General features: G+C 70.6%; 14 protein-coding genes. 11 read left to right on the forward strand and 3 right to left on the reverse strand.

The features are described from left to right. Nucleotides 1-91: 91 nt before the first annotated feature. The gene (locus tag AB0D49_RS07155) at nt 92-259 is read right to left on the reverse strand and encodes a hypothetical protein (protein WP_362752152.1); all 168 of its coding nucleotides are present in this window, start codon (nt 257-259) and stop codon (nt 92-94) included. Nucleotides 260-1,213: 954 nt separating this feature from the next. On the opposite strand from AB0D49_RS07155, the gene AB0D49_RS07160 reads away from it, so the two are divergent. The 7 genes from AB0D49_RS07160 to AB0D49_RS07190 all read left to right on the forward strand — a co-directional run bounded on the left by AB0D49_RS07160 (nt 1,214) and on the right by AB0D49_RS07190 (nt 7,190). Further along, nucleotides 1,214-1,981, forward strand: coding sequence for a GntR family transcriptional regulator (locus AB0D49_RS07160; protein WP_362752155.1), 768 nt, complete (start codon nt 1,214-1,216; stop codon nt 1,979-1,981). Then, on the forward strand, nt 1,978-2,547 hold the full coding sequence (locus tag AB0D49_RS07165; RefSeq protein ID WP_362752158.1) for a GNAT family N-acetyltransferase: 570 nt from the start codon (nt 1,978-1,980) through the stop codon (nt 2,545-2,547). Before AB0D49_RS07160 ends, AB0D49_RS07165 begins: the two co-directional genes overlap by 4 nt. A 597-nt stretch (nt 2,548-3,144) precedes the next feature. Further along, entirely contained in the window at nt 3,145-3,324 is a 180-nt protein-coding gene (locus AB0D49_RS07170) for a hypothetical protein (protein ID WP_362752161.1), read from the forward strand. Then, on the forward strand, nt 3,321-3,614 hold the full coding sequence (locus AB0D49_RS07175) for a Dabb family protein (protein ID WP_362752164.1): 294 nt from the start codon (nt 3,321-3,323) through the stop codon (nt 3,612-3,614). The genes AB0D49_RS07170 and AB0D49_RS07175 overlap by 4 nt, the downstream gene beginning before the upstream one ends. Nucleotides 3,615-3,935: 321 nt before the next feature. Then, nucleotides 3,936-4,823, forward strand: a complete 888-nt coding sequence (locus AB0D49_RS07180) for an RNA polymerase sigma factor SigF (RefSeq protein ID WP_362752167.1) — start codon at nt 3,936-3,938, stop codon at nt 4,821-4,823. A 421-nt stretch (nt 4,824-5,244) separates the two neighbouring features. Next, nucleotides 5,245-6,186 (forward strand): RNA polymerase sigma factor SigF, encoded by a 942-nt coding sequence (locus AB0D49_RS07185; RefSeq protein WP_362752170.1) that lies wholly within the window; start codon nt 5,245-5,247, stop codon nt 6,184-6,186. A gap of 653 nt (nt 6,187-6,839) precedes the next feature. Beyond that, on the forward strand, nt 6,840-7,190 hold the full coding sequence (locus AB0D49_RS07190) for a hypothetical protein (RefSeq protein WP_362752173.1): 351 nt from the start codon (nt 6,840-6,842) through the stop codon (nt 7,188-7,190). A gap of 21 nt (nt 7,191-7,211) precedes the next feature. On the opposite strand, the gene AB0D49_RS07195 is transcribed toward AB0D49_RS07190, so the two are convergent. Further along, the gene (locus tag AB0D49_RS07195) at nt 7,212-7,403 is read right to left on the reverse strand and encodes a hypothetical protein (protein WP_362752176.1); all 192 of its coding nucleotides are present in this window, start codon (nt 7,401-7,403) and stop codon (nt 7,212-7,214) included. 422 nt (nt 7,404-7,825) lie between these two features. Here AB0D49_RS07195 and AB0D49_RS07200 point away from each other — a divergent pair, with 422 nt between their 5' ends. Genes AB0D49_RS07200 through AB0D49_RS07215 form a run of 4 tightly spaced genes read left to right on the forward strand, consistent with a single transcriptional unit; the run spans nt 7,826 to nt 12,157 of the window. Beyond that, a complete protein-coding gene (locus AB0D49_RS07200) occupies nt 7,826-8,278 on the forward strand; it encodes a MarR family transcriptional regulator (protein WP_362752179.1) in 453 nt (150 codons plus the stop codon). A gap of 32 nt (nt 8,279-8,310) precedes the next feature. Further along, on the forward strand, nt 8,311-10,773 hold the full coding sequence (locus AB0D49_RS07205) for an MFS transporter (protein ID WP_362752183.1): 2,463 nt from the start codon (nt 8,311-8,313) through the stop codon (nt 10,771-10,773). Nucleotides 10,774-10,807: 34 nt separating this feature from the next. Next, nucleotides 10,808-11,677: a YceI family protein gene (locus tag AB0D49_RS07210; protein WP_362752186.1), complete on the forward strand. Its 870-nt coding sequence runs from the start codon at nt 10,808-10,810 to the stop codon at nt 11,675-11,677. 9 nt (nt 11,678-11,686) lie between these two features. Further along, nucleotides 11,687-12,157 carry a PPOX class F420-dependent oxidoreductase gene (locus AB0D49_RS07215; RefSeq protein ID WP_362752189.1) on the forward strand — a complete coding sequence of 157 codons (471 nt, stop codon included), beginning with the start codon at nt 11,687-11,689 and terminating at the stop codon, nt 12,155-12,157. 100 nt (nt 12,158-12,257) lie between these two features. Here AB0D49_RS07215 and AB0D49_RS07220 read toward each other — a convergent pair whose 3' ends face one another. Beyond that, the gene (locus tag AB0D49_RS07220; RefSeq protein ID WP_362753388.1) at nt 12,258-13,031 is read right to left on the reverse strand and encodes a TetR/AcrR family transcriptional regulator; all 774 of its coding nucleotides are present in this window, start codon (nt 13,029-13,031) and stop codon (nt 12,258-12,260) included. Between the last annotated feature and the right edge of the window lie 92 nt (nt 13,032-13,123).

Consider the following 13,123-nt stretch of genomic DNA (forward strand, 5'->3'; position numbering starts at 1 on the left):
CCGCATACGAAGCGAGAAAGGCATCCGCTGGGGCGGACGCCCCCTCACCACCGCCGCCTGACCAACCCGGCGAACCTATCCGGTCACAGCACTAGCGGGGCTGGTCGGTCAGGCGGGCGGCATCCGCGTAGGCGGTCCGGATCTCCTCCTGCTGCCATGCCAGCTCAGCCGGGGCGGGTGCGGGGTCCATCCGCCCGAGATCGGCGGCCAGCGCGTCACCCGCCGACTGGAGGTGCCACGCGGCCGGATCGGTCGCCATCAGCACACCCCCACATGCGGGTGCGGACGCGGCGGACGGACCGGCAACGGCGGCTTGGTCCTCTCGTGCTCAGCGGCGGCCATCACCGACCACCCCGCACACATGCCGCATCCTCGCTGCGCTTGTTCGCTTCAGCGTTCTTACGCGAGAGCTCCTCGCGCTCTCGATCTGTCAGACTCGTCACCGGGCGCCTCCACATCAGGTGCCTGCCGCGGTCCCGGGTTGCCCCCCGGGGCCGCTCTTGTGTCGAGCCGGGCTCGTGCTCGGCTCCCCGCGCCCCCGCCTGTACGTCCCAGCGCAGCGCGCCGGACGGACAGGCGGGAGAGGCAGCCGACCGCAGCGTCAAAGCTGCGAAGCCAGAGCGGACCGGAAGGACTGTGCAGGCGCCGACCGTCCGGTCCGTCCGGCGGCACCCTGGTATGTCGTCGGCTCATGCCGACCTCCCGCAGATCGCAGGGACACGGCTTTCGCCGGTCCGCCGTTGCCACAGCGGACCGGCCCCGAGCCGGGGAATCGGGCACGTCATCGTCACTGCTCTGACGCCAAGCAGGGCAGCGCGCACCAGGTGGACACGGGCCCGGTTGACCTCCCAGAAAGGGAGGGATGATCCGGACCGTGCTTCTCCAGAGCTGACACGCAGGACAGGCCACGTACGCCTGCCACGAAGTGGCTGCCAGCGGCCGTCACCCGGGCCGTTGCGGGGACGGGGCGTGAGTCCCCGTCGATCTAGTCACTGTTCAGTTCTCAACCAACGGACGCTTCCTTCGTAATCACCCCTGCGGGCTTTCCTCCGGGCGCTGTCAGCGCAAGAGGGCACACTTGATGGTGTTGCACCTCTTGCTCAGCTTGTTGGTACAAGCTGATGCAGTGATGGTGCACCCACCGACCGTGAGCCGTCAAGAGGATTGGGCCTACATGTACCAACAAGTTGAGCGAGTGCGTCATGATGGAGGCATGAGGATGCAGCCGAAGTACCGCCAGGTGGCACACGCTCTACGCCGAGAAATCGCAGATAGGACGTACCGGCCGGGCGAGCGACTGCCGTCCGAGAGTGATCTGATGAAGCGCTTCGGCGCATCGCGGAACACGATCCGAAACGGATTGAGTCTGCTGGTCGGCGAGGGGCTGATCACGTCCAGCCAGGGACTCGGGTACGACGTACGGTCGCACGAGGTGTTTCAGCTCAACGCCTCAAAGTTCGAGAACTTGGACTTCCCCCAGAACGGGGACGCGTACAACACAGACGTGACCAACGCCGGCCGCACGCCACACCAGACGTTCCGAGTCGAAGTGCTGCCCGCCTCAGAAGACCTTGCCGACCGCCTCAAGGTCAGCGCTGGCACTACGGCCGTATTGCGGTTCTGTCATCGCTACGTGGACGACGTTCCTTGGTCCACTCAGGCCACCTACTATCCGTCGTGGCTGGTAGATGAGTCGCCACGGTTGGCAGAACCCGGAGACATTGAGGAAGGGACGACGCGTTACCTGGCCGCTCGGGGCATCGAACAGATCGGGTACTTCGATGAGATCGAGACCAGGATGCCGACCCCGGAGGAAGCGCACCTTCTGGAGATCGGCCCTGGTGTGCCGGTGATGCTCTGGACACGCACCGGCTACTCGGCGGACCGGCCGATCCGGTGCACCATCACGACGTTTCGCGGCGACCTGAACCGGATGAACTACGAGATTGGCGACCTGGGCGCCCGGAGCGAGAACACGTGATCATCACCCCCGCAGAGCCCCATGACGTAGCCAAGCTCCTGACTTTCCGCCAGGAGGCCGCCACTTGGATACGAGGACGCGGATCAGACCAGTGGAGCCGCCCCTACCCAGCAGACAAACTGCTGGCCACGGTTGAGGCGGGCACGGTGTTCATGCTGCGCGATGGGCACACGACGGCGGGCACCATCACTCTCACCCCAGATGCCGAAGACGGCTTGTGGACCGCGGACGAGTTGGCCGAGCCTTCCATGTTCGTCAACAAGCTCACGGTTACCCGTGAGTACGCAGGACGGCAGCTCGGCGCTCGACTGCTCGATTGGGCTGGAGATCGAGCCCACCGGGCAGGGGCGCGCTGGGTCCGGCTCGACGCGTGGACGACGAACACAGCTCTACAGCGGTACTACCTCGGCCAGGGTTTTGCCCACGTCCGCACGGTGTGGGAAGGCACGGCAGTGAACGGGGGGCCCCGGGTATCCGGGTGGCTTGCACAGCGCGCCGCGCGTCCGACTGAGCACGGATTCACGGACCGCACACCCGCCCCCGCCCGGCTCCCCTTTGCCGCCTGAGGCACAGGGGAGGCGCCAGCGGTGGACACCTCCCGTCTCAGTTTCCGTCTCATTCACCCCCGTCCGGAGCCGTTCACAGCCGTCCGCAGGGACGAGTTCCGGTACTGGCGTGAACGGGCCTGAACGACCCCGCATGACCGCCTGACCAGCACGAACAGACCTCGAAAGCGAGTGTGGCGCAAGTCACCGAGGGTTCAAATCCCTCCGCTACCGCCAGCCAACGAGAAGGGCCCCGTCGAAAGATGGGGCCCTTCTCGCATGTCTCACGCAGGGGGTCGGGGGAGACGGTCGCGGGGGATCGGCCGTCTCCCCCGGCGGGGACGGACCCTCAAGTACACGCCGGTCACGGGGAGACATGGCGCGTACCCCGCAGTGGGGGTCCGTCCCTGGCCGCCGCGGACTCCTGCCAGAACCGCCCGGCCACCACTCCAGGGTGGCCCGCGCCGCCGCCCGGCGGATGGCGGCAAACGGCCCCACCGGTTGGGCCGTTGGTCCTCAAATCAGACCTGAAGCTACACTCACCGCCGTCAGCAGCGACGAAGGTCACAGCCGAGATCACAGCCGAGATCACAGTCAAGGGTCACAGGGGAGGCCGCGGTGGCGGTGAACGCGAAGAAGATCGCCGTCTACGTAGTCGTGGTCTTCGTGCTGTACTTGATCATCACGGACCCGGCGAAGGCCGCGGACTACGTCCAGGTAGGGTTCGAGGGCATTTCGAACGCCGCCAAGGCCATCGGCGACTTCATGACCTGGGTCGTCAACGGAGGGAAGTCATGATCCGCCACCTGGTGCTGTTCAAGCTGAACGAGGGCGTCTCGCCGGACGACCCCCGGGTCGCCGCCGCCGTCGCGTCGTTCGACGGCCTGGACGACCGGATCGAGGAACTGCGCGAGTGGGAGCTGGGCCGCAACATCAGCGACCGCCCCATCGCCTACGACTTCGCGATCAACTCGGTCGTCGAGGACCCCGCCGCCCTCCGGCGCTATCTGGAGCACCCGGACCACCAGGCGGGCGTGGCCCTGTGGCGGGCGGTCGCCACCTGGGTGGTCGCCGACTTCGAGATCTGACCGACATCTGACCGACCCGGACCCCGATCCCGACGGCGGCACACGGCCCCCGGGTCCCTGGGTCCCCTGGTTCCTCTGGTCATCAAGCCCTTCGCCACCACGGCGGAGGGCTTTCCCCTGCCCTTTTCCTTGCCCTTTTCCCGGCTCTTCCGCCGCCCTTTCCCTGCCCCTTTCCCCGCCTCTCCCCCGGCTCTACCGCGCCTCGCGACCCAACTCAGCCTCAACACGGCGTAATGCGGTGCTTGCACACGGTGCACATGTCTTGTGATGCTATGACCGCTTTTGACGAATGAGTTGACAGATTACGAGGTGGAGTTGACCGTGCCGGCCAGTACTGCGCCTCAAGCACCGCCCCAGGAGTCCCCGGCGAGCGCCCCCGCCCCCGCCGTCACCCCTGCTCAAGCCCCCGGCCAGGGTCCGGCGGGCGGTGCCCCGCAGCGCAGCAGCCGGGGCGCGGACACCCGGGCGCTCACCCAGGTGCTCTTCGGCGAGCTGCAACAGCACCAGCCGGGTACGCCGGAGCACAACCGCGTGCGCGGGGCGCTCATCGAGGCCAATCTCCCGCTCGTGCGCTATGCCGCCGCCCGCTTCCGGTCCCGCAACGAGCCGATGGAGGACGTGGTCCAGGTCGGCACCATCGGGCTGATCAACGCCATCGACCGGTTCGACCCGGAACGCGGTGTGCAGTTCCCCACCTTCGCCATGCCGACCGTGGTCGGGGAGATCAAACGGTACTTCCGCGACAATGTGCGCACGGTCCATGTACCGCGCCGCCTCCATGAGCTGTGGGTCCAGGTCAACAGCGCGACGGAGGACCTCACCACCGCCTTCGGGCGCTCCCCCACCACCGCCGAGATCGCCGAGCGGCTGCGGATCTCCGAAGACGAGGTGCTGTCCTGCATCGAGGCCGGGCGGTCGTACCACGCCACCTCGCTGGAGGCCGCCCAGGAGGGCGACGGCCTGCCCGGACTCCTCGACCGCCTCGGCTACGAGGACCCCGCTCTCGACGGGGTCGAGCACCGGGATCTCGTACGGCATCTGCTGGTCCAGCTTCCGGAACGCGAACAGCGAATTCTGCTGCTGCGGTACTACAGCAATCTGACCCAGTCCCAGATCAGCGCGGAACTCGGGGTCTCCCAGATGCATGTCTCACGGCTGCTGGCGCGCAGCTTCCAGCGGCTGCGCACCGCCAACCGGATCGACGCCTGACGCCCGGCACCCGACCGGGCGCACCGGGAACCGGAGCGGCCGGTGACGCGTGACCGGCTGGGCCGCCGCGCGGTAACCGGAGCGGAGCCGCCGGGGGCCGCCGGGGACCCGGACGGGCGGATACGGAAGAGCCCGGGAAGTGGACCGGCGCACAACCGAAAGCCAGAGCGACCCATCACCGCCACGAGCGAATCGCTCACCAGGGATGTTGGCATCGGAATCGGGTTGAAACACCGTCACACCGCCTCTTTCCAGGGCCGATTCGCGTCTCGCATGTCGACATGTCACTACAGCGTGTTGCCGACATGTGACATTCTGCCGGAAGCGCGTTTGCCGTGGCTCCGGCTCCGGTATTCAGGTGAAGGCTGCGCTCCTCGGCAGAGGAGTGGCCACGACCGTCCCGCGACCCAAAGGGGGTGGCATGTCCGCAGACCAGGGCAGCTCGAAGGTGCTCACGCTGACGAAGAGCGACGCGGCGCCCGAGGCGCTCGACACGCTCGTCCCCATCGTCCCTATCGACGCCATCGACGCCACGCCGGCCATGGACGCCTCTTCGGCCCTCGCGGCCGACCCGGCACCGGCCCTCCCGGCCGCCTCGGGCGCCATCGACACCCGCACGCTGTCCCGCTCCCTGTTCCTGCGCCTCGCCGCGCTCTCCGAGGAGAGCCCCGAGCGGGCGTACGTCCGGGACACCCTGATCGAGCTGAACCTCCCGCTGGTGCGGTACGCGGCGGCCCGGTTCCGCTCGCGCAACGAGCCGATGGAGGACATCGTCCAGGTCGGCACGATCGGGCTGATCAAGGCGATCGACCGGTTCGACTGCGAGCGGGGCGTGGAGTTCCCGACCTTCGCGATGCCGACGGTCGTCGGGGAGATCAAGCGGTTCTTCCGGGACACCTCGTGGTCCGTGCGCGTCCCGCGCCGCCTCCAGGAACTGCGGCTGGCGCTCACCAAGGCCAGCGACGAGCTGTCCCAGAAGCTGGACCGCTCCCCGACCGTCACCGAGCTGGCCTCGGTCCTCGGTGTCTCCGAGGAGGACGTGGTCGACGGCCTCGCGGTCGGCAACGCGTACACCGCGTCCTCGCTGGACTCCCCGGCCCCGGAGGACGACGGCGGCGAGGGCTCCCTCGCGGACCGCCTCGGCTACGAGGACACGGCGCTGGAGGGCGTGGAGTACCGCGAGTCGCTCAAGCCGCTGCTGGCCAAGCTGCCGCCGCGCGAGCGCCGGATCATCATGCTCCGCTTCTTCGCCAATATGACCCAGTCGCAGATCGGCGAGGAGGTCGGCATCTCCCAGATGCATGTCTCCCGGCTGCTCACCCGGACCCTGGCGCAGCTGCGCGAAGGGCTGATCTCCGACTGAGCCGGGCCCTCGGGGCGAGGCGCGCGACCCTTCCTTTCTGATGGATCGTCAGCGACCATGGCCCGATGCTTCCCGCGATACAGCGAGCGGTCTCGACGGTTGCGTTGATTTCGACGGTTTCGTCGGTTTCATCGATTTCGACGGTCCTGACCACCGGCCGTCGGCGCGCCCTGATCGGCGCGTCGGCGGCTGCTGTGTGTCTGGGCGCGGCACTGGCCGCGTGCGGCGGCGGTGGCGGCGGCGGGTTCGTGGCGGTCGGCGCGGGCGGCGGACGTACGCCGACGGGGGGCGAGGCGTCGGCGGAGGTACGGCTGGTGCCGCTGGACCCCTCGGGGACGGGCGGGCCCGCCGGGGCGGGGGAGGGGTCCGGGGGCGCGGTGGGGGGTGCGCGGGGGGCTGCGGGGGCTTCCGGCGGGGGTTCCTCGGCTGAATCCTCGGCCGGTTCCCCCGCTGGTTCCCCGGTCGGTCCCTCGGCTGAATCCTCGGCCGGTTCCGGTGCGGCTGCGGGTTCCGGTGGGGCTTCCGGGTCCGGTGAGACGTCCGGTGCGTCCCCTCGGCCGTCAGCCGACCCGTCCACGGCCGTACCGGGTGGTGGGTCCCCTCGCCCCCGGCCGCCGCAGTCGCCGTCGCCCACCGGGTCGGCCGGGCCCGCCGTGCTCGGCGTCGGCGAACCGGTGGTCGCGGCCACCGGCAAGCGGTACTGCGAGGACGTGACCCTCGCCTTCCACAACACCGGCGGCAGCGCGGTCGCTTCGGGCACGGTGACGTTCGGGACCCATGTGATCGGCGCGCTGGGAGTGGACTGGGCGACCTTCGAGGCGGCCGAGCCGCTGCCGGCGCCGATCCGGGCCGGGGCACGGGTGACGAAGACCTGGACCGTGTGCGTCGACCGGTTCTGGGAGGGGGCGCTGATGCTCGGCGCCCATCTGGAACACGAGGTGACGGTGGCGTACCCCGGCGCCGAGCCGGTCTTCATCCCCCGGGAGGGCGAGCGCGCGCGGTGACGGCCGCCCCGGGAGGGAGCGTTACTTCAGCGCCAGCCAGGCGACCGCCGCGACGATCACGACCGCCGCGATCACACCGATGATCAGGCCCAGCTTGGGGCCGGAGGAGGTCTGCTGGGGGCGGCTGCCCTGGGGGTCGTCGACGAAGGCGCGGAACATCTGGGTGCTGCCCGCGGGGTCCGGGGTGCCGTGGGGGTTCTGGGAGTTGGCCATGGTCCGAGACCCTAGCGAAGTCGCTGGCGCTGGCCTAAGCGGGGTTCGGTGAGCGGTGTTTTTGGGTGGGCGGCGTTGGGATTCCTGGGGGCTGTGCCCCCAGACCCCCCTTCGGCCTGGACGGCCTCGTCCTCAATCGCCGGACGGGCTTGAGGGGGCTGGGCCCGGCCCGTCAGGAACCGCCGGTCGGGCGGGGAGGGCGGGGCCGGTCCATCGGGAACCGCCGGGCGGGCTGGGGGGCGGGCCTGAGGCGTCCGGTCGCACGATCCGCCCATGAGAGACCTCGCGCCTCACCAGCCCCTTTACACCCGGCAATACTTGCCTTTGCCAAATTTTTGCTGCCCCTAGCATCCTCTTGATTGCCTTCAGCAACCAATTATCCCTATTGTTGCCTGAAGCAACGAAAAGGGGAGGGTGGCCCGATGGCGGAGCCGACGCGGTACGCCGAACTGGCCCGGCAGCTCAGTGCCGTGGGCGCGGTGAAGCGGGAACTGGCGCGGAATCTGTCGTCCTCCTGCCCGGCCGGATCGGTGGCCGCGCTGCTGGTGGTCGAAGAGCACGGGGATCTGCGGATCGGGCGGCTCGCCGAGCTGCTGGCCGTCGACATGTCCGTGACCAGCAGGCATGTGGCCCATCTCGCCGACCGCGGGCTCCTCGAACGCACCTGCGACCCCGCCGACAAACGCTCCCGCATCCTGCGGCTGACCCCCGACGGGCGGTCCGTGCTGGACGAGTTGCAGCGGCGCAGCACCGCGCTGCTGGCCGAGCGGCTGAGCGAGTGGACCGACGACGAGGTCGGTGAACTGACCCGGCTGATGGCCCGGCTGCGGGCCAGCTTCGGGGACGTCCGGGCGCGTGCGACCGCGAACACCTGACCGACGAACGGCAGCAAGAGAAAAGGAAGTCCATGGCAACGACCACACCGGCCGGTGTGCGGGCCCATGCCAAGCACGGGGGAGGCGGGGGAGCCGTCCACGGGGAGCCCATGTCGCACCGGCAGATCATGGAGGCGCTCACCGGGCTGCTGCTCGGCATGTTCGTGGCGATCCTGTCGTCCACGATCGTCTCCAACGCGCTGCCCGACATCATCAAGGACCTCGGCGGCGGCCAGAGCGCGTACACCTGGGTCGTCACCGCCTCGCTGCTCGCGATGACCGCCTCCACCCCGCTGTGGGGCAAGCTCGCCGATCTGTTCTCCAAGAAGCTGCTGATCCAGATCGCCCTGGTGATATTCGTGCTGGGTTCGGCGGCGGCCGGTCTTTCGCAGAACCCGGCGACCCTGATCACCTTCCGGGCCGTGCAGGGCATCGGCATGGGCGGGCTGTCGGCGCTGGCCCAGATCATCCTGGCGGCGATGATCTCGCCGCGCGAACGCGGCCGGTACAACGGCTATCTCGGTGCCACCTTCGCCACCGCCATGGTCGGCGGTCCGCTGATCGGCGGGGTCATGACCGACACCGACTGGCTCGGCTGGCGCTGGTGCTTCTACGTGGGTGTGCCGTTCGCCGTCGTCGCCCTGGTCGTGCTCCAGCGGACCCTGCATCTGCCCGCCGTCGTCAAGCGGCGGGTGAAGGTCGACTGGGCCGGGGCGTTCTTCATCACGGCCGCGGTCTGTCTGCTGCTGGTCTGGGTCACCTTCGCCGGGGACAAGTACGACTGGGTGTCCTGGCAGACGTACGCCATGGTCGGGGGGACGATCGGGCTGCTGCTGGTGTTCGTGGCGGTGGAGGCGCGGGCGAGTGAGCCGATCATTCCGCTGCGGCTGTTCCGCAACCGGACCATCACCCTCGCCTCGCTGTCCTCGCTCTTCGTCGGCATCGCGATGTTCGCGGGGACCATCTTCTTCTCGCAGTACTTCCAGCTCGCCCGGAACGAGTCGCCCACCATGTCCGGGGTCCTCACCATCCCGATGATCATGGGTCTCTTCGTGTCCTCCACCGTCTCCGGGCGGGTCATCACCCGCACCGGACGCTGGAAGGGCTGGCTGCTCACCGGCGGTGTGCTGATCACCGCCGGGCTGGGGCTGCTCGGCACCATCGAGTACGACACCGCGTACTGGCGGGTCGGCGTCTTCATGGCGCTGCTCGGGCTCGGGGTCGGCATGATGATGCAGAACCTGGTGCTGGCCACCCAGAACCAGGTCGCCCCGGGCGATCTCGGCGCCGCCAGCTCCGTCGTCACCTTCTTCCGCTCGCTGGGCGGCGCGATCGGGGTCTCCGCGCTCGGCGCGATCCTCACCCACCGGATCAGCCACTACGTCCAGCAGGGCGCCGCCGCACTCGACCCCCGGTCCGCCGCCGCGCTGGGCGGCGCGAGCGACACCAACGGCTCCCTCCCCGACCTGGACAGCCTGCCCGGCCCGATCCGCACCCTCCTGGAGAGCAGCTACGGCAGCGGGATCGCCGATGTCTTCCTCTACGCGGCGCCGGTCGCGCTGCTCTCCCTGATCTGCGCCCTGTTCATCAAGGAGGTCCCGCTGCGCACCCAGGGGGCGCTGGCCCAGGCCGCCGCCGAGAACGAGGGCGGCCTCGAGAAGTCCCTTGAGGTGGTGGCCGTCGGCGCGTCCGGCGTGGAGGCCCGGCCGGGGCCCACCTCCGCCTCCGTCCCCTCGGGCGGTACTCCCGTGCGCGGCTTCGTGCACGGGGCCGAGAGTGTGCCCGTGCCGCAGGCCGCCGTCACGCTGATCTCGCTGGGCGGGCGCCAGCTCGGCCGTGCGGTCGCCCGGTCCGACGGCGGCTACGCGCTGGACGCGCCCGGCGCCGGATCGTATGTCCTGATCGCCTCCGCCGACGGGTTCCAGCCGCAGGCGTCGACCATCTCGGTGGACGGCGAGCCGGTCTCGTACGACATCCGGCTCAGTGGGACCAGTGGGCTCAGCGGGGTCGTGCGGGCCGCTGTGGGCGGGCTGCCGGTCGTGGGGGCCATGGTCGTGGTGACCGATGTGCGGGGGGATCTGCTGGCCAGTCGGAGCAGCGGGGAGCAGGGCGAGTTCGGGTTCGACGAGCTGGTGCCGGGGACGGTGACCCTGGCCGTCAACGCCGCCGGGTTCCGGCCGCGCGCCCTGCCCGTGGAGATCGGCGGCGGGGTCACGCGGACCGAGGTCGCCCTCGACGCCGGGGCCCGGGTCCGCGGGATCGTCCGCGCCCCGCACGGGCCGCTCGCCGACGCCCGGGTCACCCTGGTCGACGCGGCCGGGAACGTGATCCGTTCCGCGACCACCGGCCCGGACGGGGCGTACGCCTTCACCGATCTGGACGGCGGCGCGTACACGGTCGTCGCGACGGGCTATCCCCCGTCGGCGACCTCGCTGACCGTCTCCGGGCAGGGGGTCGACGACCACGACATCGACCTCGCCCACCCGGGCGCATGACCGGGCACCGACCGCACACCGAGGGGGAGTCGCGATGGGACTGAGCGCACTGGTCCGGACCCGGGACGGCTGGGCCGTGCCGGGCGCCGCCGTCACGGTGCTGGACGCGTCCGGTACGCAGGTGCTGCGCGCCGAGGCGGACGCCGAGGGGGCGGTACGGGACGGGAACGCGCTGGCGCCGGGGGCGTACACGGTGCTCGTCACGGCCGTCGGCTACGCGCCCGCCGCGCGCGGCGCGCTGGTCACCGCGAGCGGCCGGGCCGAGCTGGGCACGCTGACGCTGGCCCGGCAGGGCGGTAGCGCGCTGCCGTCGCCGGGGCTGTGGACCATCGACCCCGCGCACTCCACGGTGGGCGTGGTCGCCCAGCATCTGGGGATCTCCAGCGTGCACGGCCGGTTCACCGACTTCGGCGGGACGGTGGAGATCGCGCCGGACGAGATCGCCAAGTCCCGGGTGACGGCGGTCATCCGGGCCGCGTCCATCGACACCGGCAACGGGACCCGGGACGGCCATCTGCGCTCCCCCGACTTCCTGGACAGCGGGCGCCATCCGGAGATCACCTACCGCTCGACGGGGCTCTCCCCGGCCGGGGACGACCGCTGGACCGTGCACGGCGACCTCGCGCTGCGCGGGCTCGTCCGGCCGGTCGACCTCGACCTCGTCCACCTCGGGACGGGTCCCGACCCGTGGGGCGGCACCCGCGCCGCGTTCCGCGCCACGGCCGCACTGCGCCGCGACGACTTCGCGCTGCACTACAACCAGGTCGTCCGGGCGGGCATCACGGCGATCGGTACGACGCTGAAGGTCCGGCTGGACGTACAGGTGGTCCGGGGCGAGTCCTTGACCGGGGCCGGGGAGACACTGCCCGGGGAGTCGCCGACCGGCGAGGCGCCCGGCGCCTAGGCTGCCCGTATGGCACCCGACATCGCGACGAACACCCCCGTCTCCCGCGCCGAGCTGCTGGACTTCGTACGGCCCCGGCACCGGGCGATCCTGCTCACCCGGCGGGCCGACGGGGGGCCGCAGGGATCGCCGCTGACCTGCGGGGTCGACGACGCCGGGCGGATCGTCGTCGCCACCTACCCGGAGCGGGCGAAGACCCGTAACGCCCGGCGCGACGAGCGGGTCGGGGTGATCGTGCTCAGCGACGAGTGGAACGGGCCCTGGGTGCAGGTGGACGGGACCGCGGAGGTCGTCGACGCGCCCGACTCGGTGGAGCCGCTGGTGGAGTACTACCGGAACATCGCCGGGGAGCACCCGGACTGGGACGAGTACCGGGCGGCGATGCTCCGTCAGGGCAAGTCGCTGCTGCGGATCACTCCGGTGCGGTGGGGGCCGGTCGCGACCGGTGGGTTTCCGGCCCGGCTGGTCGAGGGGGGCTGAGGAGGGCTGAGGAGGGCTGAGGGGGCCGGGTAGCCAGGTCGCCAGGTAGCCGGGTCCGGGCGCCTCACGGCTCCTTGGCGCCCCCTGGCTCCTCGGCGCCTCACGGTTCCAGGGCGCTTCCCTGTTGCCGGGCGCGGGCGGCCATCGCCTCGATCCCCGCCACCAGCAGATCCAGGGCGAAGGCGAAATCGCGGTCCAGCATGTCCGCCACCGTGGCGCCGCCCCGCGCGGCCAGGATGTCCCGGGCGCCCGTGACCGCCTCGGCCGTGCCGGGATGCTCGCCGACGGTGTCCATCACCTGCCGGTAGTACGCGTCGGGCGTCAGCCCCGAGTCGGTGACCCGGCCGAGGAAATGGCCCTCCACCGTGCCGTAGCCGTACACGAACCGGAAGACCGCCGAGATCGCGCCCGGCACCCCCTCGTCGGGCAGGCCCGCGCGTCGCATCACGGTATGGATGTGACGGGCGAAGACCAGCGCCTGGGGGCCGATGTTGAGATAGCGGCCGGCCAGCGGGGGCAGCCAGGGATGGCGGACCAGCAGCCGGCGGTACTCGGTGGCCAGCGCGCGCAGCGGGCCACGCCAGTCCGCGTCCCGCTCCTCGGGCAGGGCGAGTTCACCGTAGACGGCGTCGAGCGCGAGTTCGAGGAGGTCGTCCTTGGTGTCGACGTACCAGTACACGGACATCGCGGTGACCTTCAGTTCGGCGGCCAGTCTGCGCATCGAGAACGCGTCGAGGCCGCCCGCGTCCAGCAGCCGGACCGTCGCCGCGGTGATCCGCTCCCGGTCCAGCGGCGACGGCCGGCGCGCGCCCCGCCGGGTGTCCCGCTCCACCAGCCAGACGCTGGCCCGCACTCCCCGCTCGGCCCTGGCCATCCGCGCCCCCTCCTCGACCTCGACCGCCGTCCCCGTGACGACAAGGCTAGAGAGCGCGGGCGGCGGACGGAATGAGGCCATACGGCCATCAC

Origin of the sequence: Streptomyces sp. NPDC048290, assembly GCF_040652095.1 — a bacterium.
Classification (GTDB): domain Bacteria; phylum Actinomycetota; class Actinomycetes; order Streptomycetales; family Streptomycetaceae; genus Streptomyces.